This is a genomic window from Pseudomonas sp. xss_4 (genome assembly GCF_043104125.1).
Lineage (GTDB): Bacteria > Pseudomonadota > Gammaproteobacteria > Pseudomonadales > Pseudomonadaceae > Aquipseudomonas > Aquipseudomonas parafulva_B.
On record NZ_JBICKJ010000021.1, the window covers coordinates 12,330 to 36,811 of the forward strand.

Genomic DNA, 24,482 nt, shown 5'->3' on the forward strand with positions numbered 1-24,482 from the left:
GTACCGTCACATGTCGAGAATCTGGACTTATCTCAAACGCTTCGGGCTGCCGCTGGTGCGCCAGTTCAACAGCGCGATGCCCGTTCTGCTGTTGCTGGCCTGCTGTTTTCTGATGATTGGGATCTGGTGGCTTGGCCCGCAATTGACCTGGCGCGATCAGCAGCCGCTGGCTGAGCTGTCGATGCGGGTGCTGGCTACCGTGCTGTTGGTGCTGGTGCCCACGTTGATCTGGGCCCTGGTGCTGCGCAGCCGCAACCAGCGCTTCGAGGAAGCGCAGCGGCAAGCACAACGCCGGGAGGAAGACCCGTCGCTGCGCTTTGTAGAGGCCCAGGATCGGGCGCTGGATCTCAGCCTTGCCGCCTTGCGCCAGAACCTGGGGGGACGCGACGCACTGTACCGGTTGCCCTGGTATCTGGTACTCGGGGAGGAGAACGCAGGAAAGACCAGCCTGATCAACCGCTCCAACCAGAGTTTTTCGCTGACCGCGATCACCAAGGCTGGCAGTCGGCGGCAACACGGTGATCCCGATCTTGCCTACCCGGTCGACTGGTGGATTGGCGACCAGGCTGTGCTGATCGACCCGCCTGGGGAAATCATCAGCCAGTCGGATGTGCCGCCCCTGGAAGGTGCGCCGCCGCAAGCAGCCGAGGGCGAAGATGGGGATGCCTCGTCCAGTGTTGACGGTGGCGAGAGCCGTCTGCCGCTCGGCACCCATGCCCGCTTGTGGGACGGTCTGGTGTCGTGGCTGGGCCGAAACCGCAGCCGGCGGCCGTTGAACGGTGTGGTGCTGGTGGTGGATATCGTCGCGTTGCTCGGCCGTGGTGCCAGCGATCGCAAGGCGCTGGCGATCCTGCTGCGCTCGCGTCTGGCCGAACTCAGTAGCCAGCTCGGCACCCGGCCGCCGCTGTACGTGACGCTGACCAAGTTCGACCAGCTCGAAGGCTTCGGCCCGTTCTTCGCCCGCCTGCCGCGCTCGGTGCGCGAGGACATCTTCGGTTTCACCTTCACGTTGGAGTCGATGGACGACTTCGACGCCTGGCTGAGCGAGCTGTCGACCAGTTACGACGCATTCGTCTCCCGGCTCAACGAGCAGGTCTTCGACGCGCTCGGCGAACCGACCAGCCAGGAGCAGCGCGAGGGACTGTTCTCGCTGGTGCGTCAGTTGGCTGGTATGCGTCCGGTACTGCTGGGCTTCCTGCGGGAGATCCTCGGCAGCGACCGCTTCACCACGCCGGCCCTGGTGCGCGGCGTCTATTTCTCCTCGGTGTACCAGCAGGGGCTGGTGTGCAATGCCTTCGTCAATGCGGCTGCGCGCTCGTACGGCATGCCGGAGCCGGTACCGGGGGCGCAGCCGGACGGGCGTTCAGTGGTCTACTTCGCCCAGCGCCTGTTTCAGCAGATCATCTATCCCGAAGCGGGCCTGGCTGGCGACAACGTCAAGGTGCTGGCAGACAAGAAGCGGGTACTGATAGCCGGTTGTTGTGCCGCCACGCTGGGCGGTGTGCTGGTCGCCGCTGGCTGGCACCACTACTACGTGGTTAACCGCGACAAGGCCGCCAGCGTGTTGGAGAAAAGTCGCGAGTTCAGCGCGGCGCGCATTGATGGTCGCATCGATCCGACCGGACGCAACCTGCTGGAGCCGCTCGACCAGATCCGCAGCGCGGTGGCCGTCTATGGCGATTACCGGGAGGCCTGGCCACTGGTATCCGACATGGGCTTGTATCATGGGCGCACGATCGGCCCGAAGGTGGACGAGGCATACCTGCAACTGCTGTCCAGGCGCTACCTGCCGGCGCTGGCCACGGGGGCGATGAATGCCATTGAGGCGGCCGGTGACAACAGCACCGATCAGCTCGCGGCACTGCGTGTCTACCGCATGATCGAAGACCGGGAGAACCGGCGCCCGGAGATCGTCGAGGAGTGGATGGCCCGGCAGTGGCAGACGGCATTCCCCGCTGAAGGCCGTGTGCAGGGTGCGCTGATGCGCCACCTGGAATACGCGATGAAATACGCCGATGCCAGCCTGCCGCAGTACCGGCAGCGGGTGCGGGAAGTGCAGCAGCAACTGCGGCAGATCCCGCTCCAGCAGCGGGTCTACATGGCGATGAAACAGCAGGCGCAGGATGCACTGTATGCCCCGCTGGATCTGCGCCACGAGGTCGGGCCGGCATTTGACACTCTGTTCAAACCGGTAGCGCAGCAGGACGGGCACGTCGGAACCCGTATCGACGCTTTGCTCACGGGCAAGGGGTTCCGTGGTTACTTCGAGCCGCACAGCCACGACCTGACCGAACTAGCGATGATCGACCAGTGGACGCTCGGCGAGCGTGCCCGTATCGATTACTCCGAGGCGGACAAGCAGGCGCTGGCACAGCGTATCCGGGCACTCTACAACGCCGACTACATCGATACCTGGCATCGCTCGCTGGGCCAGCTCGACGTGGTGGACTTCGACAACATCTCGCAGGCTGTCGAGGTGCTGGGCAGCGTCACCAGCCCGGCTGCGCCCTTGCGCCGCCTGGTGGAAACCGTGCGTGACAACAGCACTATCTATCCGATGGCGACTGCGACCAGCGAGGGGGCGCAGGCGCAGATCCCGTCTAGCGAGGCCGTTTCCCGCGAACAGGCTGCGGTGATCTCGCGCGCCTTTGCCACGATGAGCGGGCTTCTGACGCCCAAGGGAGAAACGCCGCCTTTCCTCGACGGCACCATGCTGGCGATTGGTGATGTCTATGATACCGTCCGCGCCGTGCAGGACAGCCCGGATCGTGGCAAGGCGGCGCTGGAGAGCGTGCTCTCCCGCTTCACCCTCAAGGGGCCGGATAGCATCGGCAACCTGCAGCGCGTGGCCGCCGGACTGCCGGAACCGCTCAACCGCCATGTGAAGAAGCTGGCTGATGAGTCTTCGCATATCCTGCTGATCGAGGCTTTGCGGGAGTTGGAGCGGCGCTGGGATGCGGACGTCTACGGCTTCTACAGCCAGCGGCTGGCCGGGCGCTATCCGTTCAATCCGGCCAGTCGCGTCGATGCGTCCCTGGAGGACTTCGAGGCGTTCTTCGGCCCGCAGGGACGGTTGCAGAAGTTCAGGGAGCAGTACCTCAAGCTGTTCCTCGAAGACAATCTGGATGCACTGTACTCCGAGCGCCGGGGTGGCTACCTGGTGCGCACCGACGTGCTGGCGCAATTGGAGGCGGCTAACCGCATCCGCGACGCTTTCTTCAACAACCGGGGTGCGCTCGGCGTGCAGTTCGCTGTCGAACCGCTTGGCCTGACCCCGAACCGGCGTAGCAGCGTACTGGGCATCGAAGGGCAACTGGTGCCCTACAGTCATGGCCCCAGCAGCACTGTCGGCCTGATCTGGCCGAACAGCCTGGGCGATGGCACGGAAAGCCGCATCACGCTGATCAACAGCACCGGCAACAGCAGCAGCCTGACCTATCGCGGGCCGTGGTCGCTGTTCCGCCTGCTGGGGCAGGCGCGCGTCAATGGTGCTACCGACAACAGCGTGGATCTGAGTTTCACCGCCAACGATGGCGGCATGCGCTATCGCATCACCGCTGAGAAGGCCAACAACCCGTTCACCCAGCGTCCGTTCAATGGCTTCGTGCTGCCGCGCACCCTGCTGCAGGATTCTGCGGGTGTACGGGTGGCCAGTGTCGGACAGGATCGCAGCGGTTGAGGATGCGGACAACCCGCGCCTTCCAGCGCTGCGTGCTGAAGGCCGGGTTAAAGGCTGTCGTTGTTCGCGACGGCTTGGGCGCGCTGAATCAGACGTTTTACAGTGGCCGGCATAGGCGAATGCGGTAGAGCCAGGTAGGTGGTCACTTGGTGAGAGCCGTTTGCCAGCGGGCGCATCACAAGGTCCAGATTGCGGGAACAGGAGATACGTGACTTGGTGGCGAGACCGATGCCATAACCAGACGCTACCAGTACCGCCATCAACTCAAAGGAGCTCACCCGATCAACTACATTGAGCTTGCTGGCAGCCGATGACAGCAGGGATTCGATCTGCTGCCCTAGCGGGCTACAGTATCCTCTTTGCCACATGATCAGGGGGGTACGGTACTGCTTCTCCAAGCGGAACTTCGGCAAAAGCCAGTAGCGGCGAACGCGAAGGCAGAGCCAGTGCCAGTTCGTCTTGCCAGAGAGAGAATGCCTTTCTTGCAAGAGGCGGCTCATTCATGGACAAGAACAGTCCCAGGCAGTAGCGGCCAGCCTTCAACCCTTGGTGCTGATCCTTCTCGGTAGTTTCTATCAGGCGTACCGGTGTCTCCGGTTCTTCCATGTGCTGCTTGGCGAGTAGTGTGCCAGTGCAGTCGGCATGATGCCGGTGGAAACAGCAATTTGCAGTGGAGCAGTGGCATGGTCGAGAGACATGGCGATGTTCCGATGGCTGCATGCTGGGGATAAAGCAATAGCAGAATGAGTTAAACTTACCGTGGTTTAAAACGCTCCCGTCCTTGACGCTTCTGTAGATGCAGAAGCGTCCCATACGATCAGGCCGACCTACAGGCACCACTACTTACGAACCCGAACCCGCCCAAGCGTTCGGGAAAGCTGTGCGCGCATTCCGTGCCAAGAATTGTCTAGCTCAAGAGAATCTTGCCCACCTGGCCGGCGTTGACCGTTCCCATATAGGCAAAATCGAACGCGGCGAGCATATGCCGACACTGGTGATGATCTTGAGGTTCGCGTCGGCGCTGAACTGCGCGGCCTCCGAACTCATCGCCGAGACAGAGCGTATTCTCAAGCGTACTGACAAGAGCTGCGGGGAAGACTGAACCGATGCAATGACGGCTGGCAAACCAAATTCAGGAACTACCCTTCTGCAACAGGATAGTGCTTTTCCTGTCGGTGCATCCAATCTCTGCTTTTGCCGCAGCGTGCAGATCTTGCGCTGTACCGAGCCAAGAAATCGGGCAAGCTCGTTGGTATCAGACTAGCGACAAATAGGGGTTGTTGGGCGGCAAGTCGTCGAAAAGTGTCTCGGGGGCGATGAGCAGGTAGCCGTGCAGCCGCCGCGTCTTGCGCGGGCCTTTGACTTCGCACGTCCAGTTATTCAAGCCGCTGTCCTGCTTACGGTGTAGTTGCAACTTTTCGAACCGTCGTTGCACCCACTGCCATTCCTGCAATTTTTCCTGCTTGGCCAGCGCGGTGATCTGCGGATGCTCTTGCGCATAACGCTGGAACACGCCGGGGCTGACCAGATAGGCCGTATCGCCAACCGTATGCACCAGTGCTTTTGCGTCGTTGATGATGAGACGGCGGGTAACGATGCCCTGCTTCAGCCATGCAATGAAATGTTCGCCAGAAGGCGGTGCTGTCGCGAGCGATGGGCTGCCGGGCACCGGTCTTGATCCCATGCCGGAGGGCGAAGGCATGGCCGCTTGTGTGCTCCCTTCAGGCTGCAAGGGACGCGCTGGCTGCGTCACTGCCATGGGCTCCGCGTGCGGCTCCAGAGCTGCGGCCTCCGGTGCTTCGATCATCGATATCAGCTCCTACATCACATCCGGCACCCCTGTCGGGGCCTGCTGTGGGCATGCCCTGGGTCAGATCCGACAGCGGCGCAGTTGGGGGCATAGGGGATTCTCCAGCTCTCGTGGCTGGTGGAGGCGCATTCGCTTCCTCGGTCGCAGGTGCCGCATCGACGGTCACAGTGCCGGCGAAGGGCGCGGGCCGATCGCCGTACTCCCAGATCAGCGCGGGTGACAGCTTGAGCAACGTAAAGCTGTGGGACCACTCGCCACTGGTCACGGTGGCGCGCCAGATGGCTTTGTCTTCCGGTTTTGTCTGCAACATTCTAAGGCCTTGCAGCACATTGAACACTGCCGTATTGCTTGCGGGTATTCCCTCGACACCTTGGGATAGAAGATGGGCGCGCAACTTGTCGGAAACAGTCTTGCTGACGAGCCACAAGGCATCTTGTGTCAGCCAGCCGTCCGATGCCTGGTGCTGGTTCAGCTTCAACTCTTCCTTCAGAAGATAGCGAAGGCCATCGATGAGCTTGCGCTGCAGAGCATGCCGGGGTGCAGCCATTGCGCGGCTAGGATCGCCGCCCAGCTCCTGGGCCACCGATGCGCGATCAGCTTGTACGACCAGTTCGCCCAGCACGCCGGCGTGCTCGTACTGGCCTGCCAGCACGTAGAGTAGCGATCCCCACAGGGCGGGATAGGCACTGAGCCAGTCGAGGATGGGCCCGTCGGGTACCTGGTGATAGAGCAAGCCGGTGGCTGCGCCATGCAGCCGATACTCGCGATCCTCTCGGTAGCGAAAGCGATACGGCCGCTGGACGGGACCGTGCCAGGGGTGCCAGATCGTGCCGTCACCATATTCCACGTACAGGTCGACGGCGAGTTTGCCGAGGTCATGGAGCAAGGCAGCGTAGGCCACGGCGGCGGTCCAGTCCTCGGACTGCGCGGCCTGATCTTCCGGCGTCGTGCCGGCAGGCAAAAGATAGGACTGGCGCAGCTTGAGGGCGTGGGCAACGATCTCCAAGCCGTGATCCAGCATGCCTCCGGGATAGGCATGGTGGTGGCTCTCAGAAGCTGGGAACTGCTGGGCCAGGCTCGCATAGCGTTCCAGTGGCGCAAGGTACAGCGACGCGAGCTGTCGGCGGGAGAGCGACGTACGCTGCCAGATGTGCTCAAGAAGCTTCTGCCGACGTGGTGTTGCCAACAGAGACGCGGCCGGTCCCGGCCGCGTCTCTGTTGGCTGGTTCGGTGGAAGGTGCTTCGGGAGCGTTGGTCGCAAGCGGCGCCCGTTTGTGCCGGAACAACGACAGCATGGCGGCATCCTGGTGATGGGCTGGGCGGGAGATCTTTTTGGCCTTTTCGGGTAGGGCCTTTCCTCTTGCCCCGTTCCATTGACCCTTACCTGCCCTTTGCCCCTTATCCAAAGCCTTTTCATATAGGTCGGATCGGATTGCGGTGCGACAAGGAATGGGGCACGCGTGTACGGATCACCCAAGGAACACAATTTGCAGATTGGCGTTCAGTGTGCGGAGCACAGTACTTGGATCCCACGTGGCAAGCTTTGATAAAGCCGAAGTGATACCGGTCAGACGAATACAACAATAGAGGCAAGTTCAAGCCCCGCACAGCTGTTAATTTTGCCAGTTGTGCAGGGCTCTCTACCCCCTGACACTGCACCCGTGTGTGAAGGAACTGAACCGAACGACAACTAAGGCCGCGCCTGCCTCTGGTCCAGTTCTTTCACACCCCTATCTTTTTTTGCAGATCAATCCATCCCCGAACACCTGGCCTGGGTACAAGCCGCCTACCTCATGGCTTGACTGACGTCGTCGAGCATAGCGACATCGTAGGTGGGTCGTCAGGCGTGAATGCCATTGCAGCATCGAGGGGGTTAGTGGTCATCATACGCATGGCGCCTTGCTGCTCAGACTCGATGTGCGGTGTATGCTCCACAGGTTGCACCACCAGGGACGTCACGCTGGCCTGCTCGCGATGGTGCTGCAGCAATTTGTCGACCATATCCTGTGTGGTCGGCGTCTGAGCCCGGTCGATCACTGACAGCACGCCGCCAGAACGAAGAATGCGGTCGGCGATCTCGTAAACCCTGTTCTGCACGAAGATCCGATGCTCATAGGCTGTGGGCATTAGCGCCAGATCGATTGCGACGTTGTGCCCTCGGGCATCATGGGTACCGAGCAACCAGCACGCGACGGCGTCGAACTTTGGCTGACGTTCGAGCCATGCTTCCAGGGCGGGGTCGTTCAGGGCATCGCCCTCGATGAGCAAACAGTCCGCTTCGGGCGCTTCTGGGATTTCGCTGTAGATCAGCCGATAAGCGTTTTCATCGAGGCTAACCGGCGTTTCCCTGGCAATGACTTCGACGCAGAAGCCCTCGTCGGCGAGCCGCTTGCGCGTCGCCGCAATGCACTGGGGGTTCTCTTCCACGCACACGACGGTATGCCCCTGTTGCAGCAGCGCCAGCGTGGAATGGCCGACGCCACAGCCAATCTCCAGGGTACGCGGGAAGCCCTTTACGCGTTCGGCCATCCAGGAGTAGTGGCCCTGGGCCAAGTGACCTTCGGAGTTGATGCCCCAGCTCTTGATGTACGCTTTGCGAAAGCTCTTCAGCTGGTAGAGGGCTCGCGGCTGCAGACCGCTACCGCCGCCGATAGCAGGCTTTCTCTTGGCTTTTTTCAGGTCACGTCGTCTTTTGCTGTTGATGCTCATGGCTGCTCTCCCTGAGGGCCTGTATGTGCATCTGGATCTTACTTAGGACGATCGTACTTGACTGTAAACAAGGGGTTTGCACGTCTGATAAGGGTTCCGACGTGTAGGAAATGGCCCTCACGGTACCGCCGAAAAAACCGACCCCGTAATGCGCTCGCTCAGCAATTCCAATGCGCGAATACCTGCCAGCGAATTGCCAGAAGCGTTAAGCGCTGGGGACCAGACGCAAATGCTGTACCTCCCGGGGACCACTGCCACGATGCCGCCGCCCACGCCACTCTTGCCCGGCAGGCCCACACGATAGGCGAAATTGCCGGCTTCGTCGTACAAGCCGCTGGTAGCCATGATCGCGTTCACCTGCTGGGCCTGACGTGCGCTGAGCACGTGTTCACCGCTGTGCGGGCAATAGCCGCTGTTGGCCAGGAACGCAAAACCCCGCGCTACGTCGACGCAGTTCATCGACAGCGCGCAGTGATGGAAGTAGCTGCTCAGCACCGCGTCCACGTCGTTATGAAAGTTGCCAAACGCGGTCATCAGCCAGGCCATGGCGGCATTGCGTGCGCGGTGCTGGTATTCGGACTCGGCCACCACCGTGTCGCTGACGATGCGCGGGTTGCCAGCCAGGCGGCGAACGAAGTCGCGCATCGACAGGGCAGGGGTGGCGAAGCGTGACTGGTTGATGTCGCAGATCACCAGTGCGCCAGCATTGATGAACGGGTTGCGCGGGCGACCCTTTTCCACCTCCAGCTGCACCAGCGAGTTGAAGGCCTGCCCCGAAGGCTCGTAACCCAGGCGTGACCAGATGTCCTCGCCGCTATGGTTGATCGCCTGGACCAGGCTGAATACCTTGGAAATGCTCTGGATGGAAAAGGGCGTATAGGCATCGCCAGCGCAGTGCAGCTGGCCGTCAAGGCTGTGCACTGCGATACCCAGCTGGTTGGGGTCGACCTGGGCCAGGGCGGGGATGTATTGCGCGACCTGACCCTGGCTGAGCAGTGGGCGCACCTGGTCGAGGATCTCTTGCAGCATGTCTTGCATCGCGACGGCCTTGGGAACGAGGAAGGATGGGTCTCAGACGCTGCGGTACGCCGGCAGGGCACGCCTTCGATCAACGTGCCTGGGCGAGGGTTGAAGTTTAGTGGGCCGAGTGCGGCAGCGGGGTCAGGCCGCTTTTCTCGATGGCGGCGTCCGCCTGGGCAGACGCCATGTAGTCAAGCAGCGCCTGGGCCGCCGCCCGGTGCTGGCTGTTGGCAACCACCGCACCCGAATACATCGTCATCTTTTGCCCCTCGGCCGGGATCAGCCCCACGATGTCGATGCCGGCCACCGGCTTGAGCTCGCTCAGTTGCTGGAACCCGATGGCTGCCTGGCCGCGTGCGACCACCTTGCCGACGGGCTCGGCAGGGATCATGTGGGCTTTGTGGGTGAACCCTTCGCCCAGGTTCATGCTCGGGAACAAGGTTTTGGACAGGTACACCCCGCTGGCGCTGTCGGAGTAGGCAACCGAGGGGCTATCGAGCAGCACCTGACGCAACTCACCCATCGTGCCGATAGCCGGCTTGGGCTCACCTTTGCGTACGGCCATGGCAATGAACGACTTGCCCAGGTCGATGCGGCTGGCCTTGTCGGCCTTGCCGTCGGTGACCAACTTGTCCAACGCCGAGCCCACCATCAGCACCACATCGGCCGGCTCGCCCCGTTGCAGCCGATTCGGGATGGCTTGCGGGGTCTGGCCCATCGATGGCGCGGCGAGCACGTTGAGCTTGACCCCGTAGGTGTGTTCATAAGCCGGTGCAACGTTGCGGATGGCGCCCATGATGCCGCCGGAGCTGAGCACGGTCAGCGTGGGGGCCTGGTCAGGGGTGGGCTCTGCGGCAGAGCAGGCAAAGGTGGCGACCAGCAGTGCCGTGCAGGACAACGTCTTGAGCATGGGAAAACTCCGAATAAAACGCATAGCTTATTGGCAGGCGGGCCCAGCGCTGAATTAACCGGCGTTAATAATGTTTCATGCTCAGCGGTTCGGCCATTTCTCCAGCAGGATCGACACGAACTTCTCCGCTGCCGGCGACAGCGAGGCGCCGCGGCGGTAGACCAGGCCCAAGGTGCGGGTGACCTCTGGCTCAATCAACGGCACGCTTACCAGGGTAGGGTGGTCTGCACTGGGCATGGCCAGGCTAGGCATGGCCGATACGCCAAGCCCGGCCTCGACCATGCCCAGGGACGTGGACAGGTGCTGCACTTCGTAGAACCATTTGGGCCGCAGATTCAGCCCGGCCAGAGCGTGGTCGAGCAACATGCGGTTGCCGCTCAATCGGCCGACACCGATCAAGCGATAGTCGGCAAGCTCGGTCCAGGTCACTGCATTGCGGTCGGCCAATGGGTGGTCGCGCCGGCAGGCCAGCACGAAGTGCTCTTGCACCAAGGACACGAACTCGATGTCCGGATGCTGGCCGCTCATCATGTTGATGCCAAAATCGGCTTCCCCGCGCAGCACGGCCTCCAGGCCGTCATTGGCGCTCAGGTCCAGCAGGCGAATGCGGATCTTGGGATACTGGTCGTTGTAATCGCGGATCACCGACGGCAAGAAATAGAACGCTGCAGTCGGGATACAGGCCAGCGTCACCTGCCCGGTCTGGCGCTCGGCCAGCTCCCGGATGCTGAGAATCGAATCCTCGAAGTCGTCCAGCAGGCGCCTGGCCTTGGGCAGAAAATCGCGGCCTACGCTGGTCAGGCTGACACGGCGGGTGGTGCGCTCCAACAGTGAGGTGCCTAACCCTTCCTCCAGCTTCTTGATACGTCGACTCAAAGCCGGCTGTGACAGATGCAGCACTTCAGCGGCCTCGTGGAAGCTGCCGAGTTCGGCGATTTTCACGAAAGATCGTATGTCTTGAAGCTCATATTCCACGATTCACCTCAGGTCGAAGTCGATTTTTATTATGTTGTAAAACGGAATAATCGCTACGATATTTGCATTGGAATGATTTATCCATCCCTGTCACTCTTTTGCTCACGGCATCAATGATGTCCATTGATCAACAAGAGTGCGAAATCATGCAACGAATTCCTTGCGTACTCATGCGCGGCGGCACCTCAAAAGGGCCGTTCTTTCATGCCTGGGACTTGCCTGCCAATGTGGTCGAACGCGATGAATTGCTCATCGACCTGATGGGGTCCGGCCACGAGCTGGAGATCGACGGTATCGGTGGCGGCAGCCCGCAGACCAGCAAGGTCGCGATCATCAGCCCGTCGCTGCATGCCGACGCCGACGTCGATTACCTGTTCGTGCAGGTGATGGTCGCCCAGCGCCGCGTGGACACTGCGCCCAACTGCGGCAACATGCTGTGCGCGGTCGGTCCTTTCGCCATCGAGCAAGGGCTGGTCAAGGGCCAGGAAGGCAAGACCCTGGTGCGCATTCGTAACCTGAACACGGGCACCTTCGTCAACTCGCTGGTGGAAACCCCGGGTGGCATCGTGCGCTATGAAGGGCGTACCGCCATCGATGGCGTGCCCGGCACTGCCGCGCCGGTGCACCTGACCTTCCTCGATGCGGTTGGCAGCAAGACCGGCAAGCTGTTCCCCACTGGGCAAGCCAAGGATGTGATCGATGGCGTGCCCATGACCTGTATCGACATGGCCATGCCCATGATGGTCATCCAGGCCAGTGACCTGGGCATGACCGGCGCCGAAACGCCGGACGAGCTCGACGCCAACGGCCCTCTGCTCAAGCGTCTGGAAGCCCTGCGCCTCAAAGCCGGCAAGGCCATGGGCCTTGGCGATGTCAGCGGCATGGTGATCCCCAAGCCGGTGCTGGTGTCCAAGCCGCGCTACGACGGCACGCTTCAGGTGCGCTACTTCATGCCGCACAATTGCCACCGTGCCCTGGCGATCACCGGTGCTGTGGGGCTGGCCACTGCCTGTGTCAGCCCCGGCAGCGTCATTGTGGATCTGCTGGGCGAACAAGCCCTGGACCTGAGCCAGGTTCGTCTTGAGCATCCAAGTGGTGGCATCGACGTCGCGTTGTCACGCAGCGGCGCTGATGGCAAGACCCTGCAAGCCTCTGTAGTACGTACTGCCCGGCGGCTCTTTTCAGGGTTCGTCTACGCGCCTACCTTGCGCAGGTTGGCTGGCTAGCCACCTCAAGGGTCGACCGCTGTACCTTGCAACAAGCGCATCCGCACAATATGAACAATGGGTGATGCCTCATGAAACTTGCCAAATCGCTGTACTTCCAGATCCTCTGCGCCGTCGTGCTGGGCGTAGTGGTCGGTCACTTCTGGGCGCAACAGGCCGTTGCGCTCAAGCCCTTGGGCGATGCCTTCATCAAGCTGGTCAAGATGATGATCGCGCCCGTGGTGTTCTGCACCATCGTCACCGGTATAGCCGGCATGACCGACAAGCGCTCGCTCGGGCGCCTGATGAGCAAGACACTATTGCTTTTCCTGGGGCTGACCATTGTCAGCCTGATCATCGGCTTGGCTGCGGTGTACCTGTTCAAGCCAGGGGTCGGCATGAACATCGACCCGGCCACCCTGAGCACCGAAGGCTTGACCCAGTTCACCGCCTCGGCCGCCAAACTGGGCGTGGTGGACTTTTTCATGCACATCATCCCGGACACCTTCATGGGGGCGTTCAACAAGGGTGAAGTGCTCCCCGTGCTGTTCATTGCCGTGCTCAGCGGTTTCGCGCTGTCGTCCATGGGCGAGAAGGGCAAACCGGTGCTGGACGTACTGGAAGCGGCCTCGGCCATGGTGTTCCGCATCTTCGGCTACCTCATGCGTTTCGCACCGGTCGGTGCGTTCGGTGCCCTGGCGTTCACGGTCGGGCAGTACGGCGTCACCTCGCTGGGGTCGCTCGCCAAGCTGATCGGTACGCTCTACATTGCCTGTGCGTTCTTCGTCCTGGTCGTGCTGGGCGGCATCTGCCGCGCCCATGATTTCAGCCTGTGGAAGCTGCTGCGCTATTTCCGCGAAGAGTTCCTGGTGGTGCTGGGCACTTCTTCCACGGAACCTGTGTTGCCGCGCATGCTGGAGAAGCTGGAAAAGCTTGGCTGCAAGAAAGGGGTCGTCGGCCTGGTACTGCCTACCGGCTACTCGTTCAACCTCGACGGTACGGCGATCTACCTGTCCTTGGCCGCCGTGTTCATTGCCCAGGCCTGCAACATCGACCTGAGCCTGGGCCAGGTGGTGACCATGCTGGCGATCATGCTGCTGTCGTCAAAAGGCGCAGCGGGCGTGACCGGTAGCGGCTTCGTGGCCTTGGCCTCGACCCTGACAGTCATCCACGACATCCCGTTGGCAGGCCTGGCCCTGCTGATCGGCATCGACCGCTTCATGTCAGAGGCTCGCGCCCTCACGAGCCTTGCCAGCAACGCCGTGGCCACCGTGGTGGTGTCGATTTCCGAAAACGCGTGTGACAAGCAGATACTGCTCAGCCGCCTCAACGGCGAGCCTGTGGTCGAGCCGGCACCCGCCGCGGTCGGCCCTGACGCCACCTGGGTCGCCAAACCAAGCCATCACGGATAAGACGTCCGCAACACCCTGACCTCAAAACGCTGCAACCCGCGCGCAGGAACGCGCGCGGGTAGGGGGCTCGTCTGCGTCATCGACGGCCCAAACCGGATAAAAACAAGAGAGAAAAAGCCATGCTCGCACTCCTGGGCCTGATCATGGTGGTGACGTTCACCTACCTGATCATGAGCAAACGCTTGTCCCCGATCGTCGCCTTGACGGTCGTGCCCATCGTCTTCGCACTGGTGGGAGGCTTTGCACCTGACCTTGGCAAGATGATGCTCGATGGGCTGAAAATGGTAGCCCCGTCGGCCGCCTTGCTGCTGTTCGCCATCCTGTTTTTCGGCTTGATGATCGATGCCGGCCTGTTCGACCCTCTGATCCGCAAGATTCTCAAGCGCGTCAACGGCGACCCCATCAAGATCGCCATTGGCACTGCATTGCTGTCGCTGCTGGTGGCGCTGGACGGCGACGGCACCACCACCTACATGATCACCTGCGCGGCCATGCTGCCCTTGTACAAGCGCATCGGCATGAACCCGATGATCCTGGCAACGGTGTCAATGCTGTCGCTGAGCATCATGAGTGGCATGAGCCCCTGGGGCGGGCCTGCCACCCGCGCCATCGCAGCACTTGGGCTCGATGCCACCGACTATTTCATTCCCATGCTGCCCACGGTGATCGGCGGGGCCGCCTGGGTGGTGTTCACCGCCTACCTGCTGGGCCGTGCCGAACGACGCCGCATTGGCAACGTGGCCCTGGAGTCCGGCGGCGGCAACTGCTACATCAAGGAAATCCTGGGTGATACGCCCCACAAGCGCCCGCGTCTGGCCTATGTGAACCTGGTGCTGGTCATCGTGGTCATGACCGCGCTGGTGCTGGGCCTGATGCACGCGGCGATCCTGTTCATGATCGGTTTCGTTGCTGCGCTGATGATCAACTACCCGCAGCTGGAACTGCAGAAAGAACGTATTCTGGCCCATTCGGGCAACGCCATGACCGTGGTGCTGCTGGTGTTCGCCGCCGGTATCTTCGCCGGTATCTTCTCGGGCACCAAGATGGTCGATGCCCTGGCGCAAACCCTCGTGGACTGGATCCCGGAAGCCTGGAGCCACTGGTTCCCGCTGGTGGTGGCGCTGACCAGCATGCCGCTTACCTTCGTGCTGTCCAACGATGCCTATTATTTCGGCGTGGTGCCGATCCTGGCCAATGCAGCCGCCGCCTATGGCATCGACCCGGTGGAGATCGCCCGCGCCTCGGTGCTGGGCCAGCCGGTGCACTTGATGAGCCCGTTGGTCGCCTCGACCCTGCTGCTGGTGGGCATGGTCGACAAGGACATCGGCGACTTCCAGAAAGCCACGGTGAAGTGGGCAGTGCTCACTTCGCTGGTCATCACTGCATTGGCGGTGTTGACCGGCGCGCTGTCGTTCTTCGTCTGAACGGTGCGGGCGCCCCCAGGCGCCCGCCATCGCTTACACCCTAAAAACAACAATAGAGTACCGATCATGTCCTTGACCCTCGCGCGAGGGGCCGCCTGTGGCCTGCTCTGCGGCTGCCTGCCTGTGGCCGGCGCTACCGATTTCATTGAAGACAGCAAGCTCAAGCTGCAACTGCGCAACGTCTATTTCAACGAGAACTTTCGCGACGAACAGGGTATGAGCCCCCGCGCCGCAGCCACTGCCAAGAGCGAGCGTACCGAGTGGGCGCAGGGCTTCTTGCTCGATTACCAGTCGGGTTACACCCCCGGTACCCTGGGTCTGGGGCTCGATGCACTGGGCCTGTTGGGCGTGCGCCTGGATTCGGGGCGTGGCCGCAGTGGCACGGGCCTTTTGCCTGTGCATGACGATGGCCGGGCCGCCGACACGTTCGCCAGTGCCGGCGTTACGGTCAAGGCGCGTGTTGGGCAGAGCCTCGTCAGGCATGGCACCCTGTTGCCGAAGTTACCAGTGCTGGTGCATAACGATGCTCGCTTGATGCCGCAAACCTACCAAGGCACGCAGCTCACCAGTACCGCACTCGATAACCTGACCCTCACGGCCGGGCATTTGACCCGTTTCAAGCAGCGCGATTCATCCAACAGCACCGGCCTGTACCTGGACGGCTACCGTGGCGGCGAAGCCGGAGACTTCAGCTTTGCCGGCGCCGACTACACCTTCAGCAAACAGCTGCGCCTGAGCTACTACCACGGCCAGCTCGAGCACTTCTACCGTCAGGACTTCGCCGGCTTGGTTCACGACCATGCGCTGGCTGGCGGTGTACTGACCACGGACCTGCGTTACTTCAAGAGCAAAAGCACCGGCGCGGCCTACGGTGGCCCGATCGACAATGACATGCTCAGCGGGCAAATCGCCTACACGCATTCCGGCCACACGTTCGGCGCAGGCTATCAGCAGCTCAATGGCAAAGCGGGACTGCCATACATCAGCGGCGCGACGGTGTATTCATTCAGTAACGTGGGCATCGGCAAGTTCATCGAAGAAGATGAAAAGACCTGGATGGCGAGCCATGTCTACAATTTCGCCGCTGCCGGGGTGCCGGGGTTGACCTTCATGACCCGTTACCTGAGCGGCGATAACGGCCGTTCTGGCGCGGCGGGCCTGAGCGAATGGGAGCGCGATGCAGAGCTTGCGTATGTCGTGCAATCAGGCCCCGCCAAAGGGCTTGGCGTCAAGCTGCGCAACTATGTGTACCGCTCGGACTTTGCCCGGGGCCGCGACAGCAATCGGTGGTACCTGACGTACGACATCGCGCTGTGGTAAGGCGCTCAAAGCGCAGGCGTCAGCTACGGGCAATGGCTCCTTTTCACGTCCACAGCCCCAGCAAGACCAGTACGGCCATGCCCAGCGCGGCGGCAATCGAGCATCCACCCAACGACAGGGCAGCGCGACCCTTGCGATACCAGCCATCGCGGCCCAAGGCCAGGGCAGGCGCGTAAAGGCTGCGCCAGCGCAGTTCAGTAGCGTGGAACGCCTGCAGGTGGTTGGGCGAGGCGTCCAGCCAGCGACGAAAGTCGATACGCTCGCAGGCGGTGACGTCCGGGCTCTGCAAACGCACATACCACCGAGCTGCCTGGCTCGTCGGGCCATCGGGGCGGGGCTGACCGGCGAGCAACGCCTGGACCATGAGACGCTCGACACTGCGTAGGGGCAAGCCTAGACGTGTGGCGACCCTGGCCTGGGCCAGCTGATCGAGACGGCTTAGCAGAAACACTTGTTGCGCAGCGCGTGGCAGGCGCTTGAGTGCGAGCAACAGGGCAGCATCGCTATCGGCAGCGTGCTCGGGCAGAGGCGTATGGAGGCGCAAGAGCATGCGGGTCATGAGCAGTTCCTTGCTAGAGAGCAGATGGGGACATCCGTAGAAGCCGAGCTTAGGCTTAACGAGATTGATTCTCAAGTGCTGAATCGGCAAACTTTTGTAATGGCCGTTCACCCCCGGAAACACTTTTGCTACCATCGCCGCCATCACGATCTTCATTAGCCTGAAGAGCCAAAAAAAAGACCCAGCAAAAAGCTGGGTCAAAAACCGTGATTAGCCTGATGAGGAGATAATCCGAGAGCGACCTAAGCTCCGGTTTATCCAGCTGATCTCGCGATCAGCTGAGTGCAATAATAATCGTTATCATTTGCCAGTCAAATGATTTTTTATTCACGACGGTAGAAAATCTACCGCTGCGCTTCCTTGTCCCCCAAAGCGGGGCCTTGGCTTTACACGCCAAGCGCCTACTGCGTTCCCTCTCATTCACGGCAACCTGCCTCAAGCGGCGGGGTCTGCCGTGCGCTGGTGTTCCAGCAGCGCGCGAGCCATGTCCATCATGTGCATCAAGGCAAACAGCAGCTCTCGCTGGCCACCGTGCTGGTGGGTGGCGGTTTCCTGGGCGGTTGCTGCCGCACAGCGCAGCAGGGCAATGGCATGCTCCTGTGCTTGATCACGTGTGACGCCTTCGTGAAGCGTCCAAATCCTGTTCTCAGGCGTAGGGCGGGGCGGGTTGGGGTTTAGGTAATAATCCAGCGCGCGGCGGGCGGCTTCGCTGTCGAGATCTGTTTCGTCGTTTTTCGGATGTTTCATTGCGATACCTTCCAGGTTCTCGTCAAACACAATAAACTCAGAGCATAGGTCAATTTGTATTTTCTAGCGCCAAATAAATAATTCAGATTGTGTATTGCTGCTTCCAATACAGTCCGTATTGTTGCCGCTCATGGAAAATTGGAATGCATTTCTCAAGCGCTACAAGCGCGAACACAACCTCAGCCAGTTGAAACTGGCCGAGCGCCTGGGCATGACGCAAGGTGGGGTAGGGCACTGGCTTCGCGGCACCCGTCGTCCCACGTTGGAGACCATCAACGAAAAACTGGAAAAGCTCGGCCTGGTCTTTCTGGAGGCGCAGGTCATGGTGGTCGAGCGCGACCTGATGCGCGAAACACCTGGCCGCTACGGTGCTCAGCCGCCTGTTTCCGCACAGGCCCTGCTCTATGCGAGCTTTCGCTTTCCGGTGCTCAAGTGGGCGGACTTGCAGGGCCCGTTGCCTGAAACCAGTGAAGTGCACGAGCAGACCGACTACATGCCTGCCGGCAATGCGTTCTGGCTTGCCGTGGAAAACGACTCGATGAACGCTGCCAGCGGCAAGAGCGTGCCCGAAGGCATGCGCGTGCTGGTCGATACCGGGTTGCCCGTGGAGCCCGGCAGGTTGGTGATCGCACGCCAGCCTGGCAAAGCCCCCGTGCTCCGCCAATTGGTCGAAGAAGGCGGCGACAAGATGCTCAAGCCGTTGAACACCCGTTACCCCACGGTGCTCTGCGAAACCGGCTGTGAGTTCCTGGGCGTGGTAGTGCGGGTACACGGGGCGTTCTGAGGCCACGTGGCCCGTGCGGTGAGGCAAGGGCCGCAGGCCGTCAGGCACCGCGACCCCGCGGCCTTCACGGTTCCAGTTCGACCAGCGCTGCCCCCTCGCTGACCATGTCGCCTTCCTGGCACAGCAAGGCTTTGACCGTGGTGGCCTTGGGGGCCCGAATGCTGTGCTCCATCTTCATGGCCTCCAGCACCACCAGCGGCGCACCTGCCTCTACCGCCTGACCCACCTCGACCAGTACCCGTACGATGCTGCCGTTCATGGGGGCGGTCAGGCCGCCTTGATGGGCAAGGTCGATGGCTGCCTGAGCGAGCGGGTCGAATGCTTCGAGGCTGTGGAGTTCTCCATCCCAGTGCAGATACAGGCTGGCACCTTTGCGAATGGCCAGGTGGCGGGTGCGCAGGCCTGCCTGCTCTCGCATCAGCCAATCCCCTTGCAGGCTCCAGATGCCTTGGGTCTTCTGGTTGAGCGTAACGGCCTGGTCATGCCCATTGTGGGTCAGATGCACATTCAGCGAAGTTCCAGCCCCCAAGCGCAGCCCGTCTTGTCGGGCCCATGGGGAGTGTGGGTCGTCCACGCGTGCGCGGGCAGGTTCGCTCAGCAACCACGCCTGGGCTGCAGCCTCCCAGCCCTCGGCCGACAATGCCTGCGCGGCGGGCAAAAGCGTTTCCTGATGACGCGGGATGAAGCCGGTATCCAGCTCGGCTGCTGCAAACCCAGGGTGGGCCAGGATACGTCGCAGGAAGGCGATGTTGGTCTTGACGCCGCCTACCGCGAACTCATCCAGCATGGCCAGCAAGCGCAGGCGGGCCTGCTCCCGGTCTTCGCCCCAGGCGATCAGTTTGCCCAGCATCGGGTCGTAGAAGGGCGACACCGCATCGCCTTCGCTCACACCGCTGTCCACGCGCCGGCCTGGGCCGCAAGCCGGTTCCCGGTAAAGCGTCAGGGTGCCGGTGGCCGGCAAGAAGTCATTGGCCGGATCTTCGGCGTACAGCCGCACTTCGATGGCATGGCCGTTGAGCGGTACCTGGTCCTGGGTGATGGGCAGGGGTTCACCGCAGGCCACGCGAATCTGCCAGGCCACCAGGTCCAGGCCGGTGATGGCCTCGGTGACGGGGTGCTCCACCTGCAGGCGCGTGTTCATTTCCATGAAGAAGAACTGGCCACGGGCGTCCAGCAGAAATTCCACGGTGCCAGCGCCGACATAGCCGATGGCCTGCGCCGCGCGTACTGCCGCCTCGCCCATGGCGCGGCGCAGGTCTGCCGAAAGGCCCGGGGCAGGGGCTTCCTCGACCACCTTCTGGTGACGCCGCTGGATCGAGCAATCCCGTTCGTTGAGGTACAGGCAGTGGCCATGGCGATCGGCAAAAATCTGGATCTCCACATGGCGCGGCTTCAATACGTACTTTTCCACCAGCATCCGCGCATCGCCAAAGGATGACAGGGCTTCACGTTGCGCCGACGCCAGGGCATCGGCCAACTGGCTTTCGTCCTCGACCACCTTCATGCCCTTGCCGCCACCACCGGCGCTGGCCTTGAGCAGGACCGGGTAGCCGACGTGCCGGGCGGCTTGCTTGAAGGTGTCCAGGTCCTGGGCCTGGCCGTGATAGCCCGGCACCAGCGGCACGCCTGCGGACTCCATCAAGGCCTTGGCGGCCGACTTGCTGCCCATGGCGTCGATGGCCGACGCAGGTGGGCCCAGGAACATCAAGCCAGCGGCTTCGACTGCGCGGGCAAAATCTGCGTTTTCCGAAAGAAAGCCATAGCCCGGGTGAATGGCCTGGGCACCGCTTGCCTTGGCCGCTGCCACCAGCTTGTCGATCTGCAGGTAACTGTCTGCCGCCTTGTTGCCGCCCAGGTCCACGCACACATCGGCTTCCCGGCTGTGGCGGGCATTACGGTCGATGGCGCTGTGCACCGCCACCGTGGTCAGGCCCATGGCCTTGGCGGTGCGCATCACCCGGCAGGCGATTTCACCACGGTTGGCCACCAGCAACGTTGTCAATGGCGGGCGGTTCATGGGCGTGGCTCCTTGTTTGCATCGGCCTGCCAGGCAGGTTGGCGTTTTTCCAGAAACGCACGAAGGCCTTCCTGGCCCTCGGCGCTTACGCGGATTCGCGCGATGGCGTTCTCGCAATAACGACGCAGGCCAGGGCTGAGGGTGCCGCCGTCGACCTCGCGCAGCAGCTCCTTGGTTGCGCGCATTGCCTGGGGGCTATTGGCCAGAAGGGTTTCAACCCACTGGTTCACGCTGGCCTCCAACTGGCTGGCCGGGTACACCTCGGCCAACAACCCAAGGGCCTGGGCCTGCAACCCGCTGAAGCGCTCTGCCGTGAGTGCATAACGGCGGGCGGCGCGCTCGCCGATGGCCTTGACCACGAAGGGACTGATCACCGCCGGTGCCAGGCCGATGCGCACTTCCGACAGGCACAGCTGGGCGTCTTCGGCACCGATGGCCATGTCACAGCAACTGATCAGGCCCAGGGCGCCGCCGAATGCGGCGCCCTGGACCACTGCCAGGGTCGGCACCTTGATGCGGTGCAGTGCATACATCAACTCGCCCAGCTCGCGTGCGTCATCCAGGTTGGTGTTGAAGTCCAGCTGCGCCGACTGCTGCATCCACGCAAGGTCGGCGCCGGCACTGAAATGCCGTCCCCGCCCGCGCAGCAACACGAAGCGTACGCCCGCGTCGTCGGCAAGCTGCCCCAGGGCAATGTTCAGCTCGCGGATCATCAAGGCATTGAAGGCGTTGTGCTTGTCCTCGCGGCTGAGCCACAAGGTGGCGAAGCCACGTGGATCGTGGCTCACCTCTACCGTAGTGAAATCGCTCATGGGGTCACATCCTGAATATGCCGAAGCGGCTCGGTTCGATCGGTGCGTTCAGCGCCGCAGACAAGGCCAGGGCCAGCACATCGCGGGTCTGCGCTGGGTCGATGACGCCGTCGTCCCATAGGCGGGCGCTGGAGTAGTAGGGGTGGCCCTGATGCTCGTACTGATCGAGGATCGGCTGCCTGAGCCTGGCCTCATCCTCGGCGCCAAACGGCTCGCCGCTGCGCTCGCTCTGCTCGCGCTTGACCTGCACCAGCACGCCGGCAGCCTGTTCGGCGCCCATCACCCCGATGCGCGCATTGGGCCACATCCAGAGAAAGCGCGGGTCGTAGGCGCGTCCGCACATGCCGTAGTTGCCGGCACCGAAACTGCCGCCAATGATGACCGTGAACTTGGGTACCTGCGCGCAGGCCACGGCCGTGACCAACTTGGCGCCATGCTTGGCGATGCCGCCTTCTTCGTACTTCTTGCCCACCATGAACCCCGTGATGTTCTGCAGGAACAGCAGCGGGATACCGCGCTGGCAAGCCAGCTCGATGAAGTGCGCGCCTTTTTGCGCAGCCTCGGCAAACAGGATGCCGTTGTTGGCCAGGATGGCGATCGGGTAGCCGTGCAGGTGGGCGAAGCCGCACACCAGCGTGGTCCCGAACAAGGCTTTGAACTCATCGAACACCGAGCCATCGACCAGCCGTGCGATGACTTCACGCACATCGAAAGGCTGTTTGGCGTCAGCCGGAATCACGCCATATAGCTCCTGCGCCGCATACAAGGGCGCAACCGGCGGCTTGCATTGCAGGGCACCGAGCTTGCGCCAGTTGAGATTGGCTACGCAGCGCCTGGCCAGCGCCAGGGCATGCTCGTCGTTCTCGGCGTAATGGTCGGCTACACCGCTGGTGCGGCAATGCACATCGGCGCCGCCTAGCGCCTCGGCGCTCACCACCTCGCCTGTGGCCGCCTTCACCAGCGGTGGGCCGGCCAGGAAGATGGTGGCCTGTTGACGCACCATGATCGCCTCGTCCGCCATTGCCGGCACGTAGGCGCCGCCTGCGGTGCATGACCCCATCACCACGGCGATCTGGGCGATGCCCAGTGCGCTCATGTTGGCCTGGTTGAAGAAAATCCGCCCGAAGTGCTCACGGTCGGGAAACACCTCGTCCTGGCGCGGCAAGTTGGCGCCGCCAGAATCGACCAGGTAGATGCACGGCAGACGGTTCTGCAAGGCAATGGTCTGCGCCCGCAGGTGCTTTTTCACCGTCAGCGGGTAATAGGAGCCACCTTTGACCGTCGCGTCGTTGGCCACGATCATGCATTCCACGCCTTCCACGCGCCCGATCCCGGCGATCAGGCCGGCTGCCGGAACGTCTTCGCCGTAGACCTGGTGTGCAGCCAACTGGCCGATTTCAAGAAAGGCGGAACCGGCATCGAGCAGACGTTCGATTCGCTCGCGCGGCAGCAGTTTGCCTCGCGAGGTGTGCCGCTCCTGAGCCTTGGCGCCGCCACCCTGGGCTACCTGGGCAAGCAGCACACGCAGGTTGTCGACCTGCGCCAGCATGGCCGCCTGGGACTGGGCGAATTCGGGTGACCGGGGGTTCACTTGGGTTTTCAGAATCATCATGACTCCTGGTGCAGCGGCGCGCCCTTGGCGTGGCCGTGCAAGGTTGTCCGGTGTGGCCACGGCGGGCGTATGAGCCGGCCGCAGCGCCAGCGTGTTCAGCGGGTCTCGTTGAACAACTCGCGGCCGATCAGCATCCGGCGGATTTCGCTGGTGCCGGCGCCGATTTCGTACAGCTTGGCATCGCGCAGCAAGCGACCTGCGGGAAATTCGTTGATATACCCGTTGCCGCCAAGAATCTGGATCGCCTCCAGGGCCATCTGCGTGGCGCGCTCGGCGGTGTAGAGGATCACCCCGGCTGCGTCCTTGCGGGTGGTTTCGCCGCGATCGCACGCCTGGGCCACGGCATACAGGTAAGCGCGGCTGGCGTTGAGCTGGGTGTACATATCGGCGACCTTGCCCTGGATCAACTGGAACTCGCCGATGCTCTGCCCGAATTGCTTGCGGTCATGGATGTACGGCACCACCAGGTCCATGCAGCTCTGCATGATGCCGGTAGGGCCGCCGGCGAGCACCACGCGCTCGTAGTCCAGGCCGCTCATCAACACCCGTACGCCGCCATTGAGTTGGCCGAGGATGTTGTCCTCTGGCACGTGCACGTCATCGAAGAACAGCTCGCAGGTGTTCGAGCCACGCATGCCCAGCTTGTCGAACTTGTTGCTGCGGCTAAAGCCTGCCCAATCGCGCTCGACGATGAACGCAGTGATGCCATGGGGGCCTTTTTCCAGATCGGTCTTGGCGTAGATGACGTAGGTGTTGGCGTCGGGCCCGTTGGTGATCCACGTCTTGCTGCCGTTGAGCACGTAGTGGTCGCCGCGTTTGTCGGCGCGCAGTTTCATCGACACCACGTCCGACCCTGCATTGGGTTCGCTCATCGCCAGGGCGCCGACGTGCTCGCCGCTGACCAGCTTGGGCAGGTACTTGGCCTTTTGCGCGGGCGTGCCGTTACGGTTGATCTGGTTGACGCACAAATTGGAGTGGGCGCCGTAGGACAGCGCGACCGAGGCCGAGGCGCGGCTGATTTCTTCCATCGCCACCACGTGCGCCAGATAACCCAAGCCTGCGCCACCGTATTCTTCCGGCACGGTGATGCCGAGCAGGCCCATGTCGCCGAACTTGCGCCACATGTCGGCAGGGAACAGGTTGTCGTGGTCGATCTGCGCGGCGCGAGGGGCGAGCTCGGCGGCGGCGAAGGTGCGCACCTGGTCGCGAAGCATGTCGATGGTCTCGCCCAGGGCGAAGTTCAGGCTGGGGTAATGCATGCGAGGGCACCTTGTTGTTCTTGAAATGGGATCACGCTGCGAGCGGCAAGCTTGCCTGGGCAGGCAGCTGACGCCGAAAGCGTGCTCAACTGCCTATCACCTTTACGTAAACGTAAACCTGCACCTGCTTTTTTGTCAATTTATCCGTCACCTTTACGTAAACGTAAATCTGAGCCAAAGTGATTGGCGCGCGTTTGGCCCCCTACCCAGAACAATCAAAAGAAGGGA

18 protein-coding genes and 1 pseudogene are annotated in these 24,482 nt (G+C 62.2%); 7 read left to right on the forward strand and 12 right to left on the reverse strand.

Annotation, left to right across the window (positions count from 1 at the left end):
• Positions 1–10: 10 nt before the first annotated feature.
• On the forward strand, positions 11–3,679 hold the full coding sequence (gene tssM, locus ACF8GB_RS04275) for a type VI secretion system membrane subunit TssM (protein WP_196186662.1): 3,669 nt from the start codon (positions 11–13) through the stop codon (positions 3,677–3,679).
• 47 nt (positions 3,680–3,726) lie between these two features.
• Here tssM and ACF8GB_RS04280 read toward each other — a convergent pair whose 3' ends face one another.
• Complete coding sequence (locus ACF8GB_RS04280) at positions 3,727–4,179, reverse strand: LysR substrate-binding domain-containing protein (RefSeq protein ID WP_196127950.1); 453 nt, start codon at positions 4,177–4,179, stop codon at positions 3,727–3,729.
• 296 nt (positions 4,180–4,475) lie between these two features.
• On the opposite strand from ACF8GB_RS04280, the gene ACF8GB_RS04285 reads away from it, so the two are divergent.
• On the forward strand, positions 4,476–4,781 hold the full coding sequence (locus ACF8GB_RS04285) for a helix-turn-helix domain-containing protein (RefSeq protein WP_196127951.1): 306 nt from the start codon (positions 4,476–4,478) through the stop codon (positions 4,779–4,781).
• Positions 4,782–4,934: 153 nt separating this feature from the next.
• On the opposite strand, the pseudogene mobH reads toward ACF8GB_RS04285, so the two are convergent.
• The 5 genes and pseudogenes from mobH to ACF8GB_RS04310 all read right to left on the reverse strand — a co-directional run bounded on the left by mobH (position 4,935) and on the right by ACF8GB_RS04310 (position 11,103).
• Positions 4,935–6,784: pseudogene (gene mobH / locus ACF8GB_RS04290) on the reverse strand (MobH family relaxase).
• Positions 6,785–7,280: 496 nt separating this feature from the next.
• The gene (locus tag ACF8GB_RS04295; RefSeq protein WP_196186498.1) at positions 7,281–8,198 is read right to left on the reverse strand and encodes a class I SAM-dependent methyltransferase; all 918 of its coding nucleotides are present in this window, start codon (positions 8,196–8,198) and stop codon (positions 7,281–7,283) included.
• Between the two features lie 117 nt (positions 8,199–8,315).
• Positions 8,316–9,236 carry a glutaminase B gene (gene glsB, locus ACF8GB_RS04300; RefSeq protein ID WP_058639778.1) on the reverse strand — a complete coding sequence of 307 codons (921 nt, stop codon included), beginning with the start codon at positions 9,234–9,236 and terminating at the stop codon, positions 8,316–8,318.
• A gap of 97 nt (positions 9,237–9,333) precedes the next feature.
• A complete protein-coding gene (locus ACF8GB_RS04305; protein WP_145254689.1) occupies positions 9,334–10,128 on the reverse strand; it encodes a substrate-binding domain-containing protein in 795 nt (264 codons plus the stop codon).
• Positions 10,129–10,209: 81 nt separating this feature from the next.
• The gene (locus ACF8GB_RS04310) at positions 10,210–11,103 is read right to left on the reverse strand and encodes a LysR family transcriptional regulator (protein WP_078478321.1); all 894 of its coding nucleotides are present in this window, start codon (positions 11,101–11,103) and stop codon (positions 10,210–10,212) included.
• 146 nt (positions 11,104–11,249) lie between these two features.
• Between ACF8GB_RS04310 and ACF8GB_RS04315 the strand changes: the two genes are divergently transcribed.
• From ACF8GB_RS04315 to ACF8GB_RS04330, 4 genes are all read left to right on the forward strand, one after another.
• Complete coding sequence (locus ACF8GB_RS04315) at positions 11,250–12,329, forward strand: 4-oxalomesaconate tautomerase (RefSeq protein ID WP_078479404.1); 1,080 nt, start codon at positions 11,250–11,252, stop codon at positions 12,327–12,329.
• Positions 12,330–12,400: 71 nt separating this feature from the next.
• The gene (gene dctA / locus ACF8GB_RS04320; RefSeq protein ID WP_392526608.1) at positions 12,401–13,720 is read left to right on the forward strand and encodes a C4-dicarboxylate transporter DctA; all 1,320 of its coding nucleotides are present in this window, start codon (positions 12,401–12,403) and stop codon (positions 13,718–13,720) included.
• A gap of 119 nt (positions 13,721–13,839) precedes the next feature.
• Complete coding sequence (locus ACF8GB_RS04325; RefSeq protein ID WP_027916232.1) at positions 13,840–15,144, forward strand: CitMHS family transporter; 1,305 nt, start codon at positions 13,840–13,842, stop codon at positions 15,142–15,144.
• Positions 15,145–15,210: 66 nt separating this feature from the next.
• Positions 15,211–16,464, forward strand: a complete 1,254-nt coding sequence (locus ACF8GB_RS04330; RefSeq protein ID WP_392526609.1) for an OprD family porin — start codon at positions 15,211–15,213, stop codon at positions 16,462–16,464.
• A 43-nt stretch (positions 16,465–16,507) separates the two neighbouring features.
• Here ACF8GB_RS04330 and ACF8GB_RS04335 read toward each other — a convergent pair whose 3' ends face one another.
• Complete coding sequence (locus tag ACF8GB_RS04335; RefSeq protein WP_078478323.1) at positions 16,508–17,023, reverse strand: DUF4880 domain-containing protein; 516 nt, start codon at positions 17,021–17,023, stop codon at positions 16,508–16,510.
• A gap of 435 nt (positions 17,024–17,458) precedes the next feature.
• Positions 17,459–17,770 carry a DUF6124 family protein gene (locus ACF8GB_RS04340; protein ID WP_078478324.1) on the reverse strand — a complete coding sequence of 104 codons (312 nt, stop codon included), beginning with the start codon at positions 17,768–17,770 and terminating at the stop codon, positions 17,459–17,461.
• A gap of 130 nt (positions 17,771–17,900) precedes the next feature.
• Here ACF8GB_RS04340 and ACF8GB_RS04345 point away from each other — a divergent pair, with 130 nt between their 5' ends.
• Positions 17,901–18,554, forward strand: coding sequence for a LexA family transcriptional regulator (locus ACF8GB_RS04345; protein ID WP_058639566.1), 654 nt, complete (start codon positions 17,901–17,903; stop codon positions 18,552–18,554).
• 64 nt (positions 18,555–18,618) lie between these two features.
• Here ACF8GB_RS04345 and ACF8GB_RS04350 read toward each other — a convergent pair whose 3' ends face one another.
• The 4 genes from ACF8GB_RS04350 to ACF8GB_RS04365 form a co-directional block, all read right to left on the reverse strand.
• Complete coding sequence (locus tag ACF8GB_RS04350; RefSeq protein ID WP_196121554.1) at positions 18,619–20,571, reverse strand: acetyl/propionyl/methylcrotonyl-CoA carboxylase subunit alpha; 1,953 nt, start codon at positions 20,569–20,571, stop codon at positions 18,619–18,621.
• Positions 20,568–21,383 (reverse strand): gamma-carboxygeranoyl-CoA hydratase, encoded by an 816-nt coding sequence (locus ACF8GB_RS04355; RefSeq protein WP_058605056.1) that lies wholly within the window; start codon positions 21,381–21,383, stop codon positions 20,568–20,570. Before ACF8GB_RS04355 ends, ACF8GB_RS04350 begins: the two co-directional genes overlap by 4 nt.
• Positions 21,384–21,387: 4 nt before the next feature.
• Entirely contained in the window at positions 21,388–22,995 is a 1,608-nt protein-coding gene (locus ACF8GB_RS04360; RefSeq protein ID WP_058639569.1) for a carboxyl transferase domain-containing protein, read from the reverse strand.
• 95 nt (positions 22,996–23,090) lie between these two features.
• Positions 23,091–24,254 carry an isovaleryl-CoA dehydrogenase gene (locus ACF8GB_RS04365; protein ID WP_196125888.1) on the reverse strand — a complete coding sequence of 388 codons (1,164 nt, stop codon included), beginning with the start codon at positions 24,252–24,254 and terminating at the stop codon, positions 23,091–23,093.
• Positions 24,255–24,482: the final 228 nt, after the last annotated feature.